This window comes from Bradyrhizobium sp. USDA 3311, assembly GCF_054062495.1.
In genome coordinates, this window is the sequence record NZ_JBSSFI010000001.1 from 514,864 (window position 1) to 537,779 (window position 22,916).

19 protein-coding genes and 1 pseudogene are annotated in these 22,916 nt (G+C 58.9%); 8 read left to right on the forward strand and 12 right to left on the reverse strand.

Annotated features, from left to right (window positions below):
- Positions 1-1,118 precede the first annotated feature (1,118 nt).
- Positions 1,119-1,604: a prepilin peptidase gene (locus ACVWW6_RS02435; protein WP_161533271.1), complete on the forward strand. Its 486-nt coding sequence runs from the start codon at positions 1,119-1,121 to the stop codon at positions 1,602-1,604.
- Between the two features lie 416 nt (positions 1,605-2,020).
- Here ACVWW6_RS02435 and ACVWW6_RS02440 read toward each other — a convergent pair whose 3' ends face one another.
- From ACVWW6_RS02440 to ACVWW6_RS02485, 10 genes are read right to left on the reverse strand one after another with little or no spacing between them, the layout of a single operon-like run.
- Complete coding sequence (locus ACVWW6_RS02440) at positions 2,021-2,650, reverse strand: hypothetical protein (RefSeq protein WP_456680084.1); 630 nt, start codon at positions 2,648-2,650, stop codon at positions 2,021-2,023.
- A gap of 13 nt (positions 2,651-2,663) precedes the next feature.
- Positions 2,664-3,227 (reverse strand): type II secretion system protein GspM, encoded by a 564-nt coding sequence (gene gspM, locus ACVWW6_RS02445; RefSeq protein ID WP_456680085.1) that lies wholly within the window; start codon positions 3,225-3,227, stop codon positions 2,664-2,666.
- Positions 3,224-4,285, reverse strand: coding sequence for a PilN domain-containing protein (locus ACVWW6_RS02450; RefSeq protein ID WP_246740484.1), 1,062 nt, complete (start codon positions 4,283-4,285; stop codon positions 3,224-3,226). Before ACVWW6_RS02450 ends, gspM begins: the two co-directional genes overlap by 4 nt.
- A 2-nt stretch (positions 4,286-4,287) precedes the next feature.
- Positions 4,288-5,226, reverse strand: coding sequence for a type II secretion system minor pseudopilin (locus ACVWW6_RS02455; RefSeq protein WP_161533267.1), 939 nt, complete (start codon positions 5,224-5,226; stop codon positions 4,288-4,290).
- Positions 5,226-5,954, reverse strand: coding sequence for a PulJ/GspJ family protein (locus ACVWW6_RS02460; RefSeq protein WP_161533266.1), 729 nt, complete (start codon positions 5,952-5,954; stop codon positions 5,226-5,228). The genes ACVWW6_RS02455 and ACVWW6_RS02460 overlap by 1 nt, the downstream gene beginning before the upstream one ends.
- Positions 5,954-6,364, reverse strand: a complete 411-nt coding sequence (locus ACVWW6_RS02465; protein WP_271566373.1) for a PulJ/GspJ family protein — start codon at positions 6,362-6,364, stop codon at positions 5,954-5,956. Before ACVWW6_RS02465 ends, ACVWW6_RS02460 begins: the two co-directional genes overlap by 1 nt.
- The gene (locus ACVWW6_RS02470; protein ID WP_456680086.1) at positions 6,336-6,797 is read right to left on the reverse strand and encodes a prepilin-type N-terminal cleavage/methylation domain-containing protein; all 462 of its coding nucleotides are present in this window, start codon (positions 6,795-6,797) and stop codon (positions 6,336-6,338) included. Before ACVWW6_RS02470 ends, ACVWW6_RS02465 begins: the two co-directional genes overlap by 29 nt.
- Positions 6,790-7,302, reverse strand: a complete 513-nt coding sequence (gene gspG, locus ACVWW6_RS02475; RefSeq protein ID WP_161533263.1) for a type II secretion system major pseudopilin GspG — start codon at positions 7,300-7,302, stop codon at positions 6,790-6,792. The genes ACVWW6_RS02470 and gspG overlap by 8 nt, the downstream gene beginning before the upstream one ends.
- 21 nt (positions 7,303-7,323) lie before the next feature.
- A complete protein-coding gene (locus ACVWW6_RS02480) occupies positions 7,324-8,535 on the reverse strand; it encodes a type II secretion system F family protein (RefSeq protein WP_161533262.1) in 1,212 nt (403 codons plus the stop codon).
- 9 nt (positions 8,536-8,544) lie between these two features.
- A complete protein-coding gene (locus ACVWW6_RS02485; RefSeq protein WP_161533261.1) occupies positions 8,545-10,197 on the reverse strand; it encodes a GspE/PulE family protein in 1,653 nt (550 codons plus the stop codon).
- A 1,499-nt stretch (positions 10,198-11,696) separates the two neighbouring features.
- Between ACVWW6_RS02485 and gspD the strand changes: the two genes are divergently transcribed.
- The 3 genes from gspD (at position 11,697) to ACVWW6_RS02500 (ending at position 16,491) form a co-directional block, all read left to right on the forward strand.
- Positions 11,697-13,820, forward strand: a complete 2,124-nt coding sequence (gene gspD, locus ACVWW6_RS02490) for a type II secretion system secretin GspD (protein ID WP_371740499.1) — start codon at positions 11,697-11,699, stop codon at positions 13,818-13,820.
- Positions 13,792-14,442, forward strand: a complete 651-nt coding sequence (locus ACVWW6_RS02495) for a tetratricopeptide repeat protein (RefSeq protein ID WP_161533259.1) — start codon at positions 13,792-13,794, stop codon at positions 14,440-14,442. Before gspD ends, ACVWW6_RS02495 begins: the two co-directional genes overlap by 29 nt.
- Before the next feature lie 717 nt (positions 14,443-15,159).
- Entirely contained in the window at positions 15,160-16,491 is a 1,332-nt protein-coding gene (locus ACVWW6_RS02500; protein ID WP_456680087.1) for an MFS transporter, read from the forward strand.
- A 917-nt stretch (positions 16,492-17,408) separates the two neighbouring features.
- Here the strand turns inward: ACVWW6_RS02500 and ACVWW6_RS02505 are convergent.
- Positions 17,409-18,998 carry a S10 family peptidase gene (locus tag ACVWW6_RS02505; protein ID WP_371740498.1) on the reverse strand — a complete coding sequence of 530 codons (1,590 nt, stop codon included), beginning with the start codon at positions 18,996-18,998 and terminating at the stop codon, positions 17,409-17,411.
- 114 nt (positions 18,999-19,112) lie between these two features.
- Here ACVWW6_RS02505 and ACVWW6_RS02510 point away from each other — a divergent pair.
- A pseudogene (locus tag ACVWW6_RS02510) lies at positions 19,113-19,262 on the forward strand (hypothetical protein); the annotation flags it as partial.
- 526 nt (positions 19,263-19,788) lie between these two features.
- Here the strand turns inward: ACVWW6_RS02510 and ACVWW6_RS02515 are convergent.
- Positions 19,789-20,079 carry a hypothetical protein gene (locus ACVWW6_RS02515; protein ID WP_161533258.1) on the reverse strand — a complete coding sequence of 97 codons (291 nt, stop codon included), beginning with the start codon at positions 20,077-20,079 and terminating at the stop codon, positions 19,789-19,791.
- A 213-nt stretch (positions 20,080-20,292) separates the two neighbouring features.
- Between ACVWW6_RS02515 and ACVWW6_RS02520 the strand changes: the two genes are divergently transcribed.
- The 3 genes from ACVWW6_RS02520 (at position 20,293) to ACVWW6_RS02530 (ending at position 22,696) form a co-directional block, all read left to right on the forward strand.
- Positions 20,293-20,469, forward strand: a complete 177-nt coding sequence (locus ACVWW6_RS02520) for a hypothetical protein (protein ID WP_161533257.1) — start codon at positions 20,293-20,295, stop codon at positions 20,467-20,469.
- Between the two features lie 792 nt (positions 20,470-21,261).
- Entirely contained in the window at positions 21,262-21,612 is a 351-nt protein-coding gene (locus tag ACVWW6_RS02525) for a hypothetical protein (RefSeq protein WP_456680088.1), read from the forward strand.
- A 457-nt stretch (positions 21,613-22,069) separates the two neighbouring features.
- Positions 22,070-22,696, forward strand: coding sequence for a hypothetical protein (locus tag ACVWW6_RS02530; protein ID WP_161533256.1), 627 nt, complete (start codon positions 22,070-22,072; stop codon positions 22,694-22,696).
- Positions 22,697-22,916: the final 220 nt, after the last annotated feature.

Below are 22,916 nucleotides of genomic sequence, written 5' to 3' on the forward strand. Positions count from 1 at the left end.
GACATTCGTTGCAGCGTTAGCGACGGAATTGCGACTATTCAGATACTGTGCAATCGGTGCCGCTGAGCGCACCGAGTTGCAGGACCGGCAGCCCGGCCATGGGGATCCGCGCCATCAAGTTCTGTTGAAATGGAGAACCAAGCTAGCCTTGGCGCCATTCTCAAGGTCCCGCAAGTAGCCAGCTTTGTGCTCGTGTTGGATCGTTCAGAACGAGCCGCGCTCACGGCGGGTTGCGCCAGCAGCAACTGAACGCCGGCGAGCGCTTTGTAATGGCCGGGCGGGCAGTTGTGAGAGGCCTTGTCCTGCTCAGCCGCCCGAATTGCTGCTACTAATTGAAACAGGACCGCTCGCATGAGAGCAGGCCTAATCAAAAACCTAGTCGAACTCGGACGGCTGCCAGCGTTGCCGTAGCGACGCGGATCATATTCTCACTGCGGCATATTCCGCTTGTGGCAGGGGGATCCACTCGAGACCTAGCCAAGACCTCGTTGCAAATGCGCGTGCGATCAATAGATGATCCCCGCAGATGGGGCTGCCAGCGCTACATTCTCCGGACGTGCCGCTTGCGGGGAGGAGTATGAAAATTGTAATGCGGCACTGCCGATGGCCTGGATCGCCGTCGTTGTCGAGGGGGACTCAATCGAGACGAAACTATTCCTTTCCGCCGCGGCCCAGGATCTGCAGAGCGGTCGAGTGAATGTGTCGCTGATACCGAATCCTCGTCGGGACTGCCCTTGTTCGGTCAAACCAGGGATGCCGACCTGCGGTTAGCTGGTTTGTGTGTGACGAAACCGCCGGTCCCCCTCCGGGGCGAATGACGACTACGCATTCCCACGCCGCTGCTGTGCGCGGGGTACCGTCACCCAGCCTTTGACCGTAGGCGACCGGTGCAAGCAGTGTCCCGCCTCAGTCATTGCATGCCGGTTGCGGCCCGGCTAAGCTCGTAGCGTGCCTATGTGCATCGCAATTACATTCTCATTTGCCGAACCGAGTTCAGGTGGCAACGCGCACCGTCTGGCCACCCCGGTGCTCGGAAGCTGGATCGCCGCGGTCGATCTTGGTGGCCAGCCCCGCTCGCATTGTGAGCCGCCGCTCCGTGTCGTCATGCCGCCCCCTTCATGACAGACTTGACTAACACTATTTGCTACGCGCTGCTGCTGTTCGCGTGTGGCTGGCTGATCTGGACCGATCTCCGCCATGGCATCATCCCTGATTGGATCAACGGCTTGATCGCAGCGCTGGGACTTGCGAGGACGTTTGCAATGGAGGGGGCTCTTGGTCCACTGATCGCGGGCAGCCAAGGCCTGATAATCGCTGCCCTGCTCCTGCTGCTGAGAGTACTCTACTTCCGTTGGCGCAGCATACAAGGGCTCGGCCTTGGTGACGTCAAGTTCCTGGCCGCCGCTACGCTTTGGACTGGACTATTCGACTTGCCGATTCTGTTGCTTGCCGCAAGCGTCGCGGCGCTGTTCGTCGTACTCTGTCTCCATGTTGTCGGGCAAGGCGTCACCGCACGAACGTCGATCCCGTTCGGACCATTTCTGGTCGTTGGCCTACTCGTCGTGCTTGCTGTGCAGACAAGTTTTGCAAGTATCCCTTTCTAAACTATCAATTTATTGGATGGTTTTTTCCCGCCAGGCAGAATACGTCGGACATTCACGGCGCGACAACAACGCGCCGTGCTGCCTCGCCTACAACCGCTCTGGCGCAAGAGAGGTCACATAATGATGAAAATTGATGTCAACGGCGATTGCGGCATTCTGAAGGTGTTTTAGAGATCCCGAGCAACAACATGCTCACGACTAGCTCCTGGACCTTGACGAATTAGCACGCTTACCGGAAATCTGATCGAGAACGTCGTCACGGCACAGGCGAGTCGAAATCGCTGGGCGCTCGGGCATTGAATCCATGCAGCGGAGAAGCGTGCAAAGGCAACACGCATTCATTCCGCGACTTCGTAGATTGACAATAAGACGGAACACAGGCGTTGTTTGGGAGGACCGGATGTTGGATCGGACCACTACTGCAGTTGTCGAGGTCCCAGCTCCTGTTCGGCGGCCGTCGAGTTCAAGGGTGATAGCTGGATCTCTCCCTCACTTCCTTTTCCAGGATGGGGCATAGACATGATCGCCTTCTTGGAGGGGTTTTCCAACATCACCTCGCGAGCACGCACCTCGCGTAGGACCCAGCCATCATGCTGTTCGCCGACCCTCATCCGAAGCGACAACTTGCTGGACTGATCGATGAAGATCCCGAAGCTCTCGAGCCCTCCTACAACGGTTCCAACCAGCGAGAGCGCCGGCTTCTCCGGTCTCTTGGAGGACAGCGGAGGCACGGGCACAGCGGCAATGGGCGTCGACACGGGAAGAACCAGCGCCCGTCGTGAGGGCGAGAAGATGGGACGATCGCGGGTAGCGGATAGCCGGGTCAACGGAATCCCCCACAAGGGATTGGCACCGGATGCGGCCTCTTTCGGCGCCGGCACCGAATTGACGGTCAATAGCGAGGGCTCAGGCTTGTCGACTCCTGCACGACCCTCCCGCTGCCCTATCGAACCAGTGTCCGTCACTTCCTCGCTTTTCACAGCCGCTATGGCCGCGCAGACCGACAGGTTTGTTATGGCTAATACGACGGCGGCCAACCGGATCATTTGATAGGACGCATCATTTGCGTTCCTGCCATTGGCCCGATACCGTCAGCGAAACGCGCAGCTTTCCTGGCGGGGTGGTCGTGACGGTCAAGAACGTCTCGACCAAGAGTTGCTCCACAAAGAGGAATGGAAGACCGGCTTCCAGATCATAGAGCAGTTGCTGTAAGGCTGGTTGTTCGATCTCGCAACTCGTCACTACACTAATGAAGCCTGCTTTCGAATGGTTACCCTGCAGTTCGACCTCGGTCGACAGAACGTTGCCCCCAGTTTTTGTGACGGCGCCCACCACCCTTTGCACCAGTGCAGCGCCTGCAAGGGTCACAGTCTTTCCTTCGAGAAAGGCCGAGCCGCCAGACCCGGTCAGATTAGGCTCGCCGCGGCGATCTGGCCGAACCGCTCGTCCCTCGAACTGAGCCAATAGCTCTCCAGTGTCGTGGAGCTGGTCGTATCGCGCAAGTAGATCGGTGATGGCGCTTGCGATTACCCAGAGGAAAGCGAGAACTACGATACCATAGCCTGACGCGGCTGCGGCAGGTGATGACCGAAATGCCACCTGAAAGAGAGCGGATCCCCTCATGTGCTTCCCCTGAAATAGGCATTCACATGAACCTCGATGTGAAACCGCTCGCCGGGCTCGTTTGATGATCTGGTTGTCGGCGCGAAAAATGCGGCTCGGCTGAACTGCGGCGACTGCTCGATCAGCTGGATCAGCGTCGGGGCGTCCTGAGTCAGACCAACCAGTTGCAGCCGATCGCCCTCGACACGCAGTTTGGTGACATAGGTACCATCGGGCAGGATGCTCGAAAGATGATCCAGAACCACCACCGTCGCTGGCGTAGTCTGCTTACGCCGAGCGAGCAGCGCGTCGGCAGTTGATGCAGCGTCGCTCGGATCGCTCTTGACTGCTGCCCGCTGACGCGCGATCGTGCTGCGCAGTTCTTGCAATGCTCCGTCTGCTTTGGTGCTGAGCACCATGGTTATTATCAGCACCAATGCAGTCGCAGTCCCAGCGCCGAGCAGAAAAAACTTCAGGAGTTTCGCGAGGTCTCGGCGACCGGAGATTGCCGAACGAAGACCTGCGCTGAAAAGCGTAATCGGTTGCAAGGACAACTCGCTGTGAGTATGGATCGCGACTGTGGCAGCTCCGACATGATCCGCGAACTGGACCAGCGGCTCTACCGTGGCACGCGACACCGCCGCTAAAATGAGGCCGATGCGTTCCTTGGGTGCCGACTGAGGCTCACTAAAACCAAAGAGCGCCTGTTCGGCACTCCAGGGCGTTAGTCGATCGATCTGTGAACGGATCATTCCATTTAGAAATGGTTCTGCCTGCTTTGGAAAGTCGAGCTGCCGAACCAGAACTTGGTTTGGGGCGAGGTAAATGTCCATTACGCACCCGCGCAGTACCCCAATCCAGTTGCTTGGCAGGGTATGGTCGCCGGCCAGCCGAACTTGGGCATTCTCTGGCCGCAGCTTGCGTGCGGAGTGCTGCAGCAGCTGTAGCGTCAGCCCGTCCGCTCCGTTGTGCCAAGCGCTTACCCGCCGGCGCCGGTGGACACGGTTCGCGATCGCTTCAAGAGCGCTAGCCACCGCGGCACACCACGCGTTAAGCGCCGTTTCGATGTCACTTGCCATCTTCATGCCCCACGGCGCGCGCCGCGCGCGTCGTGTGTTTGCGCGCCCTCGTCCTCGTGCGACAGAACTCGATAAGGCAATTTCCCTTCGCCCAATTCAATTACGACCACCGACGACCGCCGCCGACCATCGGCTGCCTCTAATGACACACGCAACCTCCACGCGTTGCTCTTGCCCGCGATGACCCTGGCACTTGCGGGTACCAGCGCCTGCCCAATAGCAGCCGGGTCGGCGGATAACGAGTCTCGTGACGCGAGGAAATCCTTCAGGATTAGCGGCGTCATTCCCGGAACTGAAGCGACCACCTCCGCCGGGGCGGCCAAGATGTCTATCCCAGGCGAGCCGCTGAAGACGGTGACAAACGGCATCACTCGGTCAAGCAACCAGGACGGCGGCCCCAGCACCAGCGGTAGCTCGTCGACATGGACGAAGGGGGCCAGCCTCGGACCATATTTACGTCCCGCCGCTGCATAAAGCGCCTCTTCCGATCGCGCAGCCGCCTTATCCACCGGCTTGGTACGCCACGATACCACCCTATCGGCGTAATCCTGCGCCGCTTCGGCGTCTGCGCCAAGGATATTGAAGAGATTGGCGATCATCTCCTTCGGCGCGGCATTGAGATCGACTCGGGCGGCCTCGGTTAGGAACGAGACCGCCACAACGTCCCCGCCGATCCGGATGCTGAATCCACCGCGCCTTGGCCGCTCCTCATTTTTAGCCATGAGCAACTGATAAGCCGCTAGCTCAACGCCGGCAGCGACCAACGCTTCTGCTTGCAAGGCGTCATCATCAATCCGCAAGACTCGCGCCGAGTTCGAAAGGTACTGTGAGAATACCACGATGAGCGCGGCCAAGGCTGCTAGAAACCACAGCACCGCCACCAGGATGAAGCCATCCCGAGGGCCAGCCTTGCGTGACGATTGCCCTTTCGATTGCAACATTAATCGCTCCGCGCGCCACCGAAAGCGGCCTTCGGACCCTGCTGTGGCTCGTCCGACCTCGAGCTAACGCAGTCCCTCTCGCCTTCAATACATCCCGCAACCGGAGCATCGACATGAATCCGGGCCACCCTCGACATTATGGCTAATCCGCCCCGACTACGATCGAGAATAGTCAAGCGAACGGCAGTAGGAAGCCGACCCGCCTCATGCCAATCCGACCACCAAGCGAGGCTCGCATCCGCATAGGCAAAGGACAGTCGGAAGGGAGGAGTAAGCAGCACCACTCGATCGGCGAAATGCAGAGTTTCGGAAAGTGAAACGCCGACGGGCAAAGGTGTGAAAGGGGTTCGCGAGCGCACGAGCGCAACATCGGGTCCGTTAGAACTTTCGCCAATCTGGACGATGTCAAGGCCAGGCTCGACATTCGGTCCAATCGCCTTGCGAACAAACGTCACCCCCAGCTCTCCCCCTTCAAACAGCGGCCGCGTCTGGTCGCGATTTGACGGGACAAACTCCGCTGCAGAAAGATCGTTGGCTATTCGGCGCAGGGCCAAACCGAGCATCTCCGCACGTTGAACACGATTGACGCCGCGATTCCACGCCGGAAACCATTGCGACGTCATCGTCGCGAGCACCGACATCACGAGCCCCGCGACAGCAAGCGCAGCCAGGGCCTCGATCAGGGTGAAACCGGCCCGCTCCTCACGATATTCTGATGCCGCACACATCAGCCTGCAGTCCGCGCCAGTCGCACTGTGCGCACATCGACGACGGCGCCCGATGCCGAACGGAGACGCAGCTCGACCATGCGAGGAATCCAGCCCGCCTGACCGGCGGCGACGTCCCAACCCGTCCCGATCGGCGCAACCAGAACAGTCCACTCGCCAGAGGCGGACGCACCGCGCAATGTACCGGGTAGCAACCGATCACGGCCTGGAACCGCGGTGACAAGAGCCGCGCTCGCCTCTTGGATGACTGCGACCCTCTCCTCGATCTTACGAACGGCACGCATATTGGTTGATACGACCGTGCCAATTAACCCAAGTGACAGGCTGAGCACCGCGAGCGCGACTAGCATCTCTATCAGAGTGAAGCCAGCGTCACTCTCTTCAGCCATTGATGAGGGAACGAGAGACAACCTCAATCCTCCCAGTCAGCCAGTCGATCCTGATCTCGAGACGCAGGTCAGCCCGCCAGAGTGCAATCGTACCACCGCAGGACAGGCCGTCGGGAAAGAAACTGATCGTCGATAAGACCGGACGTTGGTTGCAGCTGCGTGGCAATATCGCCTCGAATTCGACGTCGTCCGGCACCTGGACAGCAGCGGAGCTGGCCCCCGAACGAATCGCCCGGCCTCGCGGATCAACCAGAGTATCCACCCTGACGCCACCGCCGACCGACATCGCCCGGTCAGCTTTCAGGATCGAGGCGGCCGCAAGAGCATAGGCCTGCAGCCTTGCCTTGGAGGTCTGCCGCGGCACGAACGGCAATAGCACGGCTACGATCATTCCGGTGATCGCGAGCATGCAAACCACCTCCAGCAATGTGAAGCCGCGTTGACCATCACTCATTGCGTGCACTCGTCTGCGCACCGAGCATAATGTCGGCAGCCGTACCGCTACCTCCCTCCTGACCGTCGGCGCCAAAGGATATGATCTCGTATGGGCCGCGCTCGCCGGGGGAGCGATAAACATAAGGCGTATTCCAGGGATCGACGGGGATCGCGCCACCTCTCAGGTACGGGCCATTCCAGGCCGTAATGCCGGCGGGCTGGCTCGCCAAGGCGCGTAACCCTTCTGATGCCGTGGGATAACGACCCGCATCCAGATAAAAGAGGTCCAGTGCGCTCGCGAAGCTCTGCAACTGGATCTTGGCTGCCTTGACCTTGGACTCCCCGAGATAATTGAGGACCCTTGGTCCGATCAGCCCCATGATCAGGCCGATGATGGTGATCACAACCAGCATCTCGGCCAATGTAAATCCGCGCTCGCCTTCGGAGACCTCCACTGGAATACGCCATATAAGTCTCGATTGGTATGCACGACGTTCCGCGACCGGCTGGCATTCTGTTGTCATGCTGATCTCCTCTGCGCTTCGTCAGTCGACGAGCTGCGTGACGGAAAGCAGCGCCGTCATGACCGAAACGATCAGGCCTCCGACGACAATACTGATTGTCAGTATTGCGGCTGGCCCGACCATTCCCAAGACACGATCAAGGCTGCGCTGGAGTTTCGCCTCATAGAATTCCGCGATGCGGCCGGCCAGCACCGGCAATTCGCCGGTCTCCTCGCCCAGCCGTAGCATGCGAACCGCCATGGGCGGGAGCACGTTGGACTCTGCAAGCGCTTGCGACAGCTTGCCGCCGTACCGAACGCGATCAGCCGCTTCGATCCACGGGGCAGGAGACGAGGTTACGGACATCACGTCGACGAGAATGCGCTGCGTTGCGGTGAGATTAACGCCACACCCCAACAACAGTCCCAAGTTCCGACAGAACAGGCTCGTGCGGTGGAAGACGAAGATTCTGCCAATTCCAGGCAGCGTTGCAAGCGCAGCAACGATCGAAGCACGCACCTTCGTCTGCCGCATGAGCCACCAGCCCCCGGCCAGGACGAACGCGCCTGAGATCAGCAGCAAAGCGCGGTTAGCTCGCATCAGATCAGAGGCTTCCATGAAGAAGCCAAGTGCCGGGTCAGCGCGGCCGCCGAAATCGCGCAGCACTGATGAAAACTGTGGCAACACAGCCAGAATGAAGAACAGCATAACGCAGCCCGCTGCAAGCAACACGAAAATCGGATAATGCATGGCATCACTGAGCTTCCGCCGAGTTGCCTCAGCCCGATCACGCTCCGCGGCCAGAATCTCAAGGACTTGGCTGAGCGTACCAGAGGCTTCACCGACCTTCATGAGTGCGCCATACATTGACGGAAACAGATCAGGTTGCGCGGAAACTGCATCGGTAAAACTTTCGCCGCCAAGCACGGCCAACCTCAATCGTGCAATCACCGGCCGCAGCCGGCCAACATCGCAATCGCCTGACAGCAGATCAAGAGCGTCATCAAGGCGCGCTCCTGCCTTCAGAAGCAGCGCAAGGTCGCGCGTGAAACTCGTGACCTCGGCGTATGAAGGACGGTTAGGCCAGAATCCGCGGCGAAATACCGACGCGGAACGGGCCTCCTCTACGGCTTCAATCGGTAGCAGATGCAGAGATGAAATCCGGCGCTCGGCCTCTGCTTGCGTCGATGCCACCAACGAGCCGGCAACGATCTCTCCGAACTGAGTCAATGCTCGATAGCGGAAACTTGGCATAATCCTGATTCAGCGTGCAGCAACAACACGAAGAATTTCAACCGGCGCTGTGATTGCAGCTCGGCATTTAGCAATCCCATCGTCCAGCATCGTCGTCATCCCCCCGCCGATCGCCGCCTGATCGATTGCCAGCCCATCGGCATTATCGGCGATCAGCTCACGCAAACCGCTGCTGAGTTCGAGGAGTTCAAATACTCCGATCCGACCGCGATAACCGCTGTGGCTGCAGCGTGCGCAGCCCCGCGGCTGCCACATGATTTCCCCTGCAGATAGTCCGAGGCGGCTCACTCTTGTGTCCTGGCTCTGTTCATCCTCGCCGAACGGTACCGGCGCCTTGCAGTGCTCGCAGAGTTGTCGCACCAGCCGCTGTGCGATAACGCCACGCAAAGTCGATCGCAAAAGATAGCCTTCCACACCGAGATCAAGCAGTCGCGGCACGGCCGCCACGGCCGTTTCGGCGTGCAGCGTCGTGAGCACAAGATGTCCCGTGAGCGCGGCATGGACGGCAACATTCGCCGTTTCCGGATCCCGGACTTCACCGACCATGATCACGTCGGGATCCTGACGAACAAAGGAGCGGAGTGCACTCGCGAAAGTAAGCCCGATGGCAGGCTTGATTTGCGACTGATTGATTCCGGGGATGTCGTATTCCACGGGGTCCTCGACCGTCAGGATTTTCCGTTCTGGCACATTAAGCATGGACATTATGGTTGCGAGAGTTGTCGTTTTGCCGCTGCCAGTCGGCCCTGTGACCACGATCATGCCGTGCGGAGCCGTGATCAGCCTGCGCAGAACAGCCTCATCGCGCTCGGAAAGGCCAAGACGGTCTACTGCAAGCTGGGAGCGGTCCTTCGGCAGAAGACGCAGAACCGCGGACTCGCCATACTGCGTCGGCATGATAGCGACCCGCACGTCGATCTCGCGGCCGACCCGAATTCGCGCAGCTCCATCTTGCGGCAGACGTCGCTCCGCGATGTTCAATCCAGCAATGATCTTGATGCGAGAGATGACTGCCTGGGGCAGCACACCCGCTGGCGGCTGAATGGCACGAAGCAGCCCATCGATTCGCAGCCGAACTGTAAGGCCCATTGAGAACGGCTCGACATGAATGTCACTAGCGCGCATCTCGAGGGCTTTTTCGATCAGATCATTGACCGCGCGCACGACGGGCGCGCCGCTTGCCAGGTCGCGCAGACTTTCGATGTCGTCGTCGCGCAGCTGCTGAACGGCGGACTGCCCCCTCTCTTCAGCAGCCCCGAGCTTCTGATCGAGAAGGATAGTAATGTCCTCTATCGAAGCTACCTTAAATGAGGTCGGCACCCCGAATACCAGCTCCGCGGCTCTACGCGAGGGCTGGTCGGTGGGATCCGCCATGGCAAAGACAGGTGTGCCGTCCGAAAGGCGGTGAGGAAACGCGACCACTTCGCGAAGAAAGGCTGGCGAAAACTGATCGATTGCAGGAGCGGCCGCCATCATTTCCTGCAGCGTAATACGCTCGAGACCAGAAAAGCGGGCGGCTTCGTCGGCAAATGACTCTGCCGATAAGTCAAACATCTCCCAAGTTCTCGTCGGCCGATCACCGGTTTGAGCGTCGCCCTCCAGGTGTGCCGAACACATCCGCCGGAGATGCTCGATGAATTGCATTGACGACGTGCCGCACATAACATGATCCGCTCGCGCCCTGGGTCGGCATAGGACCTGAGGCGACTCGTCAAACATCTCTGGCAAGTCACATGCCAAATTGTGAGAGACGCCGACATCGGCTCGCAGTGTTGTTTAGGCAGATCGTCCGCCGGGGAGCCGCGCGCTTCGTCGGCTCGAATGCGCTAGTGTTCGACTCCGAACAAGAAGGGGAACGAAGCCTACAATCCGCGAGCTCCGTCGCGAGCGCGACATATCAGATAGGCGCCATGTCGCCCCTGCAGATTGGTACAGTCCTTGCTGAAGACTTAAAGCTGGAGCGAGCCTGAGACTCTGACCGATTGGGCAATTTGACTTGGGCCGCTCCGCCGAAAGCGACAGAGGGGAGAATGACCCAGAGCACGAGACGAAAGATTGATGCGGCTGATGGGGCTGCAGAGACATGCGATGGAGGGCAATCTGACGCAGCGCTATTAGCTGCATCCGGGGCAACGAACCCAGCAACTTCTGGAGCCGGTGGCCCGCACATTCAAGAGCCGCAGCGGCGAGTACGGCGCAGCAATCATGGAAAGCCGCTGGTCGCAGGCACTGCCAGTTGCTCCGTCTTGTCCGCTCAAGCGCCTATGGGCCGCCACCCGCCGCTAACCAGGCGACGATCCGGCGCTGATGCGGCGGATCGATGAACGTTCACGAGTTACCACGATTACTCCAGCACGACGTCCGTGGCGCTGGCGCTGAGCCTAGAACGATCCCGGTGACCCCGGCCGGCGAGTGAGGCGCGTGGTCAAACCAGCTCAAACATGAAACGCTATCCGCACGAGGACCGTCGTTTGGAGAGACGTTGAGTTTCACCAACCCGCCGGTCGCGAGCGCCAACGACACTCTTCCTATAGCGGCACTTGGATATGTGGGCCTGGGGCGCTTGGCCACTCAAACGGTACGAGATAATGACTGCGACGAACTACACCGCAAACTGGGCACTCGCCGCAACGTTGAGCTCTTCTTGCCATTGCGCCTCTTCAGGGTCGCGATCCGGCTCTTCAGTAACGTCGATGTGGGCGGGGCGACTTCAAGCGTATCAAATACTGCAACGGGCAAACAAGTCATCCATTCCACCTCACTTCGAAGAAGACGCGGGCGGGCAACCGATAAAAGGATGAGTCAGCTGGACATAAGCGATCGAACGCGTGCTCCGACAAGATAACCTTGGTGGCGAGATTACCCATCATCCGCGGAATGGGCTTCAGCTTCAAACGATTGGCTATCGACATGGAAGTGGTTAATCGCGGCGCATCGGCGCACCCACGTTGCTGGCTTTCGTGCGCGGGACAGTAAATCTGCCGCGGAGCTCCAAGCCACATCCATCACTAGCCTAAGTGGATCGCAATCCAGTGAGTCTTCCAGTAAGTCGAAGTCAGTGCGGTGGAGTCGCGCGCAACGTACTGCTTGTCGCGGCAATGCTTCTGTTCGCTTCATGTAGCATCGTCACGAACGGCGCACCCACGACAGCACCCGCTGATTTGGACGTCCTCGACAAGGTCCGATCGCTCGACATCCTTCCGCGCAGCGAACAGCCGATCGCGTCTTTCCAAGCGTCGCCTAACTCAGACGGTGTGGCAAGCAGCACCTACTCGGGTTTAGAGGTCTTCGAAGCCACGGAGGTGCGGCGGCAGCAGACCCCAAATGGTCCCGGCTACGATCTGAACTTCGAGAACGCGCCTGTCGCCACCGTGCTAAAGGTGATGCTCGGGGACACTCTCGGTCTCGGCTATACCATCGATCCACGCGAGCAGGCCACAGTCAGCCTGGTGTCCGCGCGACCGGTGCCCAGATCTGACATCGTTTTCGTGCTCGAGAGCGCGCTGCGACTTTCCGGCCTTGCGCTGGTACGCGATACGGGCGGATACAAAGTCACTCCCCTCGGCAATGCCACTGGAGCAGGCCACGTCGATGCCGATGCTCGTCGTTCCGAAGCCGGCTATGGTGTGTCAGTGGTACCCCTGCAATATGTTGCAGCGAAAACCATCCTCAAGTTGATGGACAGCTTTGCAACCCGCGCCGGAAGCGTACGTGCGGACCCCACGCGAAACCTGCTTCTGATCCAAGGGACCGGACCCGAGCGGCGAACGGCCGTCGAAACTGCCCTGAGCTTTGATGTCGACTGGATGAAAGGCCAATCGGTAGGCATTTATCCCATTCACAATTCCGCGCCAGAGCCTCTGATCGCAGAGCTCGAGAGTATCCTGGATTCCGGCGACAACGGGCTCAGTCATGACCTTGTGAAGCTTCAAGTCGTCTCCAGGTTGAACGCCATCATGGTCGTAACGCGCAAGCCGCCGTTGCTCCAGACCGTAGCGACTTGGATCCATCGGCTCGATCGGGCAGACTCAGCTCAAACCGGCGTTCGTGTCTATCGTGTCCGCTATAGTGACGCCCGCTACTTGGCCAAGGTGCTGAACCAGATGTTCGTCGGCAGCGCCTCGACGTCGATCGACATCGGCGATAAGGAGGTCGCTCGCACGACTTCGGCTGCCGAACGGCTGTCTGCGGATACATCCGCGCCGTCCCCCAGCCTGTCCACCCCCGCGTCGGGCGGCAACGGCGTAAGTAGCACCTTCCCATCAGGCTTGAATTCGTCGAACGGAACGGATGCCAGCGGTGGACTTGACACACCAACCGGTGGTCGACCGCCGGTCATGCCCAACGTACGGATCACCCCTGATATCGTGAGTAACTCTGTCTTGATCTATGCCAGTCGCGAAAACTATCGGATTATCAGTTCCACCTTAAAGCAGCTCGATCAACCCGTGCTGCAGGTCGGCATCGAGGCGACGATCGCGGAGGTAAAGCTCACCAACGAGTTGAGTTACGGGGTCCAGAGCTATCTGACCAGCAAGCAGCTTGGATTGAAGACCGACCAGGGTTCTATTCTTAACTCGACCAGCGGTGCGGTGAGTAAGGCAGCGAACGCGCTGCTAAATCGCGCAGTTCCGGGATTCAACTTCCTGATCGGATCGGAGTCACAGCCGGCCATTATTCTCGATGCGCTACACGGGGTGACCAGCGTCAATGTGTTGTCCAATCCTTCACTCGTCGTCACCAACAACCAGCCCGCAACCCTTCAGGTCGGCGATGTCGTTCCGGTCCAGACTAGCAAAACGAGTTATCCATCGCAAAACGGCACCGTGGTTAATACTATCGACTACCGCAACACCGGCATTATTCTTCGCGTTGTGCCGCGTATCACCACAAGTGGACACGTCAGTCTCGAGATCGAACAGGAGATCAGCCAGGTATCCTCGGCCGGTTCATCCGAGCTTACGCCGACCGTGTCCCAGCGCAGGGTGAAGAGCGCGGTCTCTGTGACAAACGGCCAAACCGTGGTGCTGGCCGGACTGATCAGTGAAGACCACAAGGGAAATCGCAGCGGCATTCCGCTACTTGACGAGATTCCCGGTCTTGGCGATGTGTTTTCACACCAGCGCAAAACGGGGCAGAGGACGGAGTTGATCATCTTCATCCGACCCCAGATCATCCAGACCGGCAGCGATGCGCATCAGCTGGCAGAGGAGCTACGTTCGAAGCTTCGCGGTGCAGTCGGCGCGAGCATTACAGATGACCTGCGTGTCCGCAATGTCCGCTGATCATTCTCATATCCCGCTGTTGGCTCGACGCGACATCATCCGGTTTGTGCTGGCGCAAATGATGGCTCTGCTTGTCGCGTTGGCGCCAGCACGCGCAGACGCCATTGCATCGGCAAGGAGCGCCTACGCACATGGGGACTATCAGAAGGCGGTCCGGCAGCTCACCCCACTTGCTTTACGCGGCGACGCGCAAGCACAGGCGACGCTTGGTTTCATGTACGAAAACGGCTTCGGCGCACCAAAAGCCTACAATGCTGCAGTCGGCCTATATATTCAGGCCGCAAATGCCGGAATTCCATTTGCCCAGGCGATGCTCGGCCTGATGTATGACAAAGGCCATGGTGTTCGGCGGGATGTCGTTCTCGCCTACAAATGGATGAATATTGCGGCAGCTCAGGCCCGCAGCGCTCAAAGGAATTATTTTCTCCGCTTGCGCAACGCGATTGCTTCCAAAATGTCGATGAATCAGATCGCACAGGGGCAGGCATGCGCGCTGGCGTGGACACCAAATCCATGGTCAGGCCGGACGCGCAGCTCCCCCTCGCAGTTCTCGAAGGGCGAAGCGGCGCGGCGGGTTATTCGTTCAAGAGGCGCTCGCGGTGGTACAACCGGGACGCCTTAGCTGACCCAACAGCGAAGGCGTCGCGCTCTCCAGCCGTAAAGGTCTTCTGCGGCGATGGGGGTGATTGCCGGTTTCGTGCGGATGCCGTGCCACGGTCCCAGCCAATGCTACCAAGCATAGCTCAGAAAGTGTCATTCGTGGCGCATCGGTCCAAACGCTGGTCGCCGGCCCTGAGACGGCCTCGAAATGCTCGAGCCGCGTCGTCGGAATCATGGAACTGCTCCGGAACCATTGCTGGAGCAGAGACGCCAGCCGGTGACGCAGCGGGAGAGGAAGTCACGGCTTTTATCGAACGTGATGCCAAGTAAAAGACCTCGATGGCGCCTAAACGAGAGCCGCGCAGCCCCACTGGAGTTCGGAGCTGCCGGATCGCGGCGGCCCTTCGGTGTGAAGAACAGGCACTGCCTGTTCCGTGCCCGCCAGTGTTGTCGCAAACGCGCCATTGCATGGGAGCACAACGACGGAGCCACCCGACAAATTGCAGCGCGTTCCTTTATTCATCCCTGCTGACGATTGCCGCGATCCGTTCAAGGTTTGAATGGGGCTGCAGCAGACAGGCATTTTTATTGCACTCAACGCCCTGAGCTCGACATGTGGAGCGCCGGGGCGCGTGGCCGGCCACCTCAAGCTAGACGACATGTAGAGAACGTGGAATGCGTGCGCGACTTAGCTGGTTGAAATGTTCGGGCCAGCGATCGCGATCGAGACGGATCGAGGATGGCCAGGCAATTTACTGGGAAGAAGCTGGAGCCGGTCCTCCTTGCGGCAGACGAACGCTTGACCGGCCGCGGCGTGTTGGGCGCAACCATCGGCAATATTCTCGAATTCTACGACTTCGGGACCTATAGCTTTTTCGCGATCCAGATCGGTCAGGCGTTCTTCCCGGCGGGCGACCCGTTCGCCAGCCTCATGCTATCACTCGCGACGTTTGGCGCGGGTTTTGTGACCAGGCCGATCGGGGCCATCGTGCTCGGCTCGTACTCGGATCGGGTCGGCCGCCGGCCCGCGATGACCGCCAGCTTTGCAATGATGAGCGCCGCGATTCTTGTGTTGGCGGTTACACCCTCGCACGAGACGATAGGAGTTGCCGCTCCGTTGCTGGTCATTTTCGCACGTTTGGTGCAGGGCTTCGCGCTGGGCGGTGAGGTTGGCCCGACGACCGCCTATTTGATGGAAGCGGCCCCGCCTGAAAGGCGCGGTCTTGCTGTCTCGTTTCAGCCTGCCAGCCAACAGATCGCTGCAACTGCCGGAGCGTTGATTGGAGAAATACTCTCTCTCACCATGACAAGCGAGGCACTCAATGCGTACGGATGGCGGATCGCGCTCTTGCTCGGCGCCGCTACGCTGCCGTTCGGGCTTTGGCTGCGAAGCACCCTACCCGAAACGTTGCACCGCCCCGAAGTCCCGGCTCCCGTTGTCCAGCCTGCAAAGAGATCGCCTGCCGCTCGCCGCATCATGAGCTTGGGATTCATCATCTTGGCTAGCTGCACGATTATCACCTACATCACGGGATATATGACCACCTATGCGCTGAACACCCTGCAGGTTTCTGCGCCACTCGCCTTTGCGACCACCCTCATCAGCAATACGGTAGGAATTGCTGCCGCACTGCTGGGCGGATGGCTCGCGGATCGGGCCGGACGCCGGCACATCATGATATGGCCGCAGATCACCGCGTTTCTGATGACCTATCCAGTTTTCTTGTGGATCGCAGAAACCCGCAGTGCCCTTGCACTTCTCGGAGGCCTCGGCGCGCTCACCCTCATCGGAACGATTCCCTATAGCGCCTTCTATGTGAGTATGGCCGAGGGTTTGCCCAAGAACATTCGCGGTGGCGCGTTCGCGACGATTTACGCTTTTGCGATAGCGATCTTTGGAGGCACCGCTCAACCAGTCGTCGCCTGGCTCACCCAAGTTACCGGGAACGCGCTGGCGCCCGCCTGGTACATGCTTGTCGCTAGCGCGGCGGGGCTCTGTGCCATGCTTATGATGCCCGAGACCGCACCGCTCAAAATTCAGAGCGCTGTAAATAAGCAAAGCCCGCCATAGGGCTGGACAATGTGATCACGGGTCCCCTTCCGGCGGATATCGCGCGCCGCCTCACGCGGTGCGGCAAGAATGTAGGTCGCCGCCTTCGATGCAAACGGTCGCGCGGCCGTCGAGAGCACCGACAGCATGGATGGCTCCGAGAACGCCCAAGTAGCGCAGGCGTGCGGTGCTCGAAGGTCCTGCTAACCTTGGGTACGAGGTCTCCAAGGGAATGGCGCCTCCTGGGTCCAGAACGGCCACATCATCCTGCGTAACGCGGCCAATCCTGGCTATGGAGTAGAGCTCCTGGGCGGATCGAGATCGAATCTCCTCAGGTGGGAGCTGTGGGAATCGGCAGCTCGGCCGAAGTTCGCGATGAGAACCGTGACCGCGACATGGAAGCGATCTGGTGCGGCGAGTTCGATGGAGGGCATTGTCGCTAAAGCCGGCGGGAACGTTGCTATGGATTTTGCAAGGCCGGCCGGCGAATTTCCCTCTGAAGATCGTCTTTGATCTGGGTGTAAGCCACGACGCGGCGGATGCCGAAAGGTCATATCGAGCACGACTACTCAACCGCCACAATTAAGTATTTTCAAGAAACCCAGCGACCAGCCTAAAGAGAAAAGTAATCTCGCAGATGCTGGCAAAGATCACACTGCCCAAAGTATCTCTTTTTGCGCGGTCGAGAGCTTCTGTGGCGGCTCCTTAATAGCCGCCCCTGGTAAAGGTGACTCTTCTATTCGCCGCATACAAATTCAGGATTTGGTCTATCAATCTGAACGATGGCTTCGATGACGTTCTGTCGGCACCTGATTGAAGCGAGTTGGACGAAGGCGTCTGATCGATCGGAGCGGCGCTAGGATTTCATCTGCACTCCTTGAGAAATTATAAATGCTTGTGCGAACGCCAGCTTGCTTGTGATCAGCTCGTCGTCGGCGTTACTTCATCATCGCTTCAATTTCTGCACGAAAAGCTTGGCGCGAGGCATCTCGTGAATAGAACATGTGGCCGCCCGGAAAGACGACAAGTTTGACGCGCGGTTTAGAGGCAAATGGCGGCAATTGATCGAGCACGATCTGTGATCCGAAATACGGCGTGACGAGGTCAAAAAAGCCGTGCGCGACTAGCAATTTCATCTTCCGGTCCGCTGCCAGGATCTGGCGCAACTCCAAAAGTGACTCCGGCGGGCTGGGTCCGAAGTTCCAAGCCTGACCGACCGTGCCGTTGACCAGCTCATAGGAGCCGTCCGGCCGCCAGTTAAGCTTACGCGTAATGAGATCGACGGTGGCGCTGGTCAAAGGCGCCAACAGCGTATCGCTCGAGGGATCGCTGGAAAGGTGGAAATCGGACTCTGGATATGGATCAAGGCCACGCACCGAGGCGTCATAATTGCCGATTAACTTGCCGTTCTTACGGTCGAACTCGCGGCGGAACTCGGCGAGTTTGAAGCGGCCCGCAAGCCTACGACTGACCGCTTGGTCGATGCCGGTCAGCGCTGCGGCCTTGTCGGCCAGACGCGTGGTCGCTTCCTTGTCCGCCTGGCCTTTAAGGAGATCGACCAGAAACTCGCCGCGTGCATAAGCTTCCACGTCGGCGAGACCGGCTCGGTTTACCGGACCTGCGGCTTCACGCAGGGTCGCGACATAGCTTGGCAGCCTTGCGACGTATTGCAGCAGGCTCGTGCGGGCAAACTGGCTGTAGTCGAACAGTGGCGAGACCATGATCAGGCCGTTGATGCCTATGCCCTGTCGCATCTGCAACTGGTGGACCACCTTTGGCCCGCGAATGCCGCCATAGCTTTCACCCGCAATGTACTTCGGCGACAATAGCCGGTCATGCTTTTCGAGCCAGCGGCGGACCACCAGCGCTAGCGCGTTGACGTCGCCCTCAACGGAATAGAGCAGCTTGCGCGCATCCTCGCCGGTCCCCACGAACCGGCTATAGCCGGTGCCTACGGGGTCGAGAAACACCAGATCGGTAAAATCCAGCCAAGTTTCCGCGTTTGGCCTCACCGCCGGAAGCGTTGATGGCGTGACCTCGTCAGCATTGATCGGCAGCCGCCAGGGTCCAGCATTGCCGAGCTGCAACCAGGCCGATGATGAGCCCGGTCCACCGTTGAAGAAGAATGTTACCGGCCGCGTGCCGCGATCGGTGCCGTCAAGCTGATAGGAGGTATAGACGATGTCGGCCTGCGGCTCGCCCTTGCCGTCGAACAGGCGGATAGAGCCGGCGGTCGCGACGAAAGAAAGCGTCCGCCCAGGGAGCTCAAGCGTGTGCTTGGTGCTGGAGTCCGGCGGCAAGCGATGCTGCTCGGCTGCCGGCGGCATACTCGACGGTTGGCCGGCGCCACCCTTCTGGCCGACCGGCGTCATGACTTGGCAGGCGGCGGCGCATCTGCGGCCCGTGCGCTTCCCATTACCCCGCAGGCAAACAGGATCAGCGCAAGAGAGGTGCGGCACGGTGCGGCCAACTGCATCGAGTTTCTCCTGTCCCGGCGCGCGCTTTGATGCGCGAGGCGTGTCTGTCAAAAGGGCCTCAATCACTAGCTCATGCCGGGGAACAACAAACCTACTGGATTTAGTAGTAGTCACTATCGCCGGGTGCCCTATCACTCACGGCGTTAAACCCGCCAGTCCAAACCGTCAGCTTCAGCAAATGCTGCCTACGGAGGGCACAATATTATCGAGGGCCGCTTTTGCTGGCTCAAGGATTTCCATAGCGTTGCAACTCGCTACGACAAATTTGCGAGAAACTTCTTGGCATCCGTGTACCTCGCCGCCATTGTCACCTAGTGGACCAATTAAGTCTGAACCTAGTTAGTTCGGCTTTGCCAAGAACGAGTGGATCGCGTCAGCACCTTGTCACAGCGCTAGGATTGCCGTGCCCATGTCTGCATTCGCAGCAGCCGCGATCTTCCATGCGATCGCCGCGGTCATGCCCAAACTCTCGTACCACCAGGCGCCTCAGTCGGCGTATTTACCATCTGGGCAACCGTTTGCTCGCCGACCTGGGGCGTCTGCCAATCCAGCGCTAGGTCGTGCCAGACGTAGTCGGGGTCGAACGCGCCCAAAATATTGATCCTCCAGGATCGTGTTAGAACTGGAAAGTTCATTGCAACGCGCATGACATCTCCCCCAGTCATGCTCCACGAGATCAATCGGTTGCGCCACCTTCCCGAGTTCGCCCACACGCCAATTGAGATAAGCATCAACCGAACAATCGAATCTGGGTGGGGAAGCTGCCCGAAATCCGGGTGGTGAGAAACGAACAATATTTCGGTCGCTTTGCGGGAGGAGATCGTCCCAGATCGCCTCGGTTTTAAGATTTCGTGAACGAGAACGATTGGCGTAGCCCCACGCTCTCGCGGATGCTTTCCTCGAAACTCGGCAGAAATCCAAATTGAAACTCAACCACCGCCTTTTGCTGGAACACCGAATGGTCCACGTTGCGCAGTTGCTTGTCGCGCGTAACCACCACTGTTGAGAATTCAACGATGTCGCTGGCGCGATCGATTTCGCGTCGCGCCCTCGTGAGGCTAGTTTGAAAGAACATAAGACCTTCCGGGCTTTCACCGCAGCGCTCTGTGCGGCCATCAGCGCTGCCGGTCATCGCCTCTGGCTGGATATGGACCGTCTATTCCGTTCGAGTATTTGCTTGCGAGCGCGGGCTATTCACCCAGCGCGCTTTCGCTGGACGGCTAAAACCGCGATTGTCAGCCATATTCTGCTGCCTGCATCATACCATCATCCAGGCGAGCTCGCGACTTCAACTGGTCAGTGTACTTGACAATGGCTGGCCCGGCGCCCGGTGCCGACGATTGAAATGGCTTTCCTGGCCATCGCCCGCAAGCGAGAAAACTGGCAATCAGCAGGCCGTCCGCCTCTATCTCCATTTGCGATGCGCCGTCAAAGCCTGCCAAGCGGGCCTTTATCTTTCACGCATCAGCAAGCCGACAACCTGTCGCAGCGTGAGATTCAAGCTATTAAATCGGTCCTCTGAACCCGACTGTGGCACAGCGGATGTCGATAGCAATGATTGTCTGCGGAATGCTCATTTGGCGCGACACTGCGTCAAGCCGACATTTTGTCTCGGATAACCAAGATCCAACCCCGGTTGCGTGCGTTTCTTTGATTGAGTCGCGTGTGCCGGGGGATCGCAGTCAGGCTGGCTCGCCTTCCTCAAACGTCGTCCCCTTGGCTTTCCCATGTTGTTGATGAGGTCCAGCTCGCCCATAAATTATTTATCTGGTATGCGATTGCGAATGCCCGGTAGCAGCGCGGGACTGACCACCATCACAGAGGAGACGATCGCAATGAACCCGTCATCGCTTTACACCGCTTCGGCCGCTAGAGATCGAAATCGCCATGTTCCGAGTCGCGAGCGGCTGGCCTAAGTCAGGTCGCGCCCAGCGCCCGAACAGGCAACAAAGCCGTCAAACGCTTGCATATCCCGCTGCCATCGACCGTGGGGACATGCGTTGTGCGTTACCAGCTCCTGCTTGAGCCGTCTGCGTGTCGGACATGGATTTAACTGCTCTCCGGTTTTCCTTTGTGTTCGCGCACCAATCACTCCTGTGGAGCGCAGGAATTGTGCAAGGCACACGATCGCAGCGCCGTGAAAACGCGAGGATCTGCCGCGATTTCTCGTCACAGGCGCGGTGTAGGGTGATATTGATTGATAAGAGTTGCATACATCGAACTGCTCGCCGCCTCCGCAGAAGAACGGGCGGAAGGTCGCAAGTCCTCGGATCAACTATGGGGCAGGAATGCGGAGCCAAGGAATGGCCGCTCGATGACGATCGCCATGCTTGAATACTCCAGGGACGAAGTGAACTACACTGTGATGACTTCAATTGATGATACGTTAAGTGAGATTAGATGGCTGCGGACCGAAATCTGGCGCTGCCGTCGATTACTTAAAACGGGCTTGTCTGGCGCGGAGCGCAAGGCCGTTGAGAAGCGTCTGCTTGAACAGCTTTCTGCCTTTGAACGGCTCTTGTCGACGGCGTTTCCTTTGACCTTGAGCTCTAAAGTGTATTCGGCCAAGAGCACCACGATCGGGCAAAGCGACTCCCCTGAGGCGCCCATCGAGAACGCCGCAATGGCATCAAGCGGTTCCTTCGGGAAGTCGATCGGCGGCTAACAAAAGAGGTTTCCTAGCTCAATTTGTACTGTATCTTGAGCCCGGCAGTCGAGACCAAGCTAATCCCAAGCTGAGAACACTTAGGAAGACCGTGATGGAACAAACCTCCAACGCAAACATTCCGGCAATCTTTTGCCAGTCATAGCCGATTTAGCCACCTGCCCAAAAATACTTGCTCGCCGACCACAACGCCATAGATTAGAGGGCGGTACGGATTCCTGCAGATGCCCGGCCATAACCACCACAGTTGACGCAGATTGTCGTTCGGACCAGTTACAGCGAACCGATGGCAACCTCACGACGGCCTCAAAGTCGCCGAATGGCTGCAGCGCTGAATAAAGCGCAACTGCTGTAGTACGAAATCGAAGTTCAGGGCGCATTACGACCTTGTAACACGCGTGGGCGCACTATCGATCGCTGAACGAGGCCAATCGATTCACGGAGCTAAGTCCCCCAGATGGATGAACTACGGCTCGGCGGGCTGATGCCTCCAGCCCGATCGCCTTTCGGCCACCAAGCTGGCCAAAATCCGGCGCCCGTCGGTCTGAACACCTCACTGTCGCTCGATTTCTGCAACTGCCGCTCGGACGCCTCACTCTCGATGAAGGACGACCGGAAGCCTGTTGAGTCGTCGTCTCGGTCCGCCGTTGCGCTCCGCCGCGGTTGGCATCATGCGGCGGCATTCGCCGCGCAAGTTTTTGAAATTGTCCCTAAGACAAAATATGGCCACGTCCATATCGCTACGCCTTGTAAAGCGGTCACAGAAGCGGATCATGTCTGGTCTGCACGACATCAAGACTTCCTCGGCCCGCCGATCTCGCGCGCGGGCGTGGTCTGTGCACCACGTCGCTGCGATCGCGATTGCCGCGAGGGCGGCTGCACAGCGATACGCATTGCTAGTCCAGCCCATTCGTCGGTCTTGATTCATCAAACCTCTCTTAAGCCGCATATCCTTCACTATTGCTATTTGCCCCGCGAGGGTGATCTGTTTACCGGATTGGGCCGCCTCAGCAGCCACTGTCTCGCTGTTGAACGCAAAGATTACGGCCCCCGTATCATCGTCGCGCCACGCGCAACACGTTGATTGCGAAGACCGAGATACAACAGACATCGGCCGATTAGCGCCTGTGTGGCGATGCTGACTAGGCTGACTCCCAATATCGCGTTCTGTTTCGCAATGCCTACAACCTGACGTTACGGTCGATTCAAGCGCTTTGAGCGTCCGGTAAGTCAGGAATACGTTCTAAGACGGACATACCCACATTGGGAGCAGTAGGACGAACTCTGACAACTGCACCCTGACC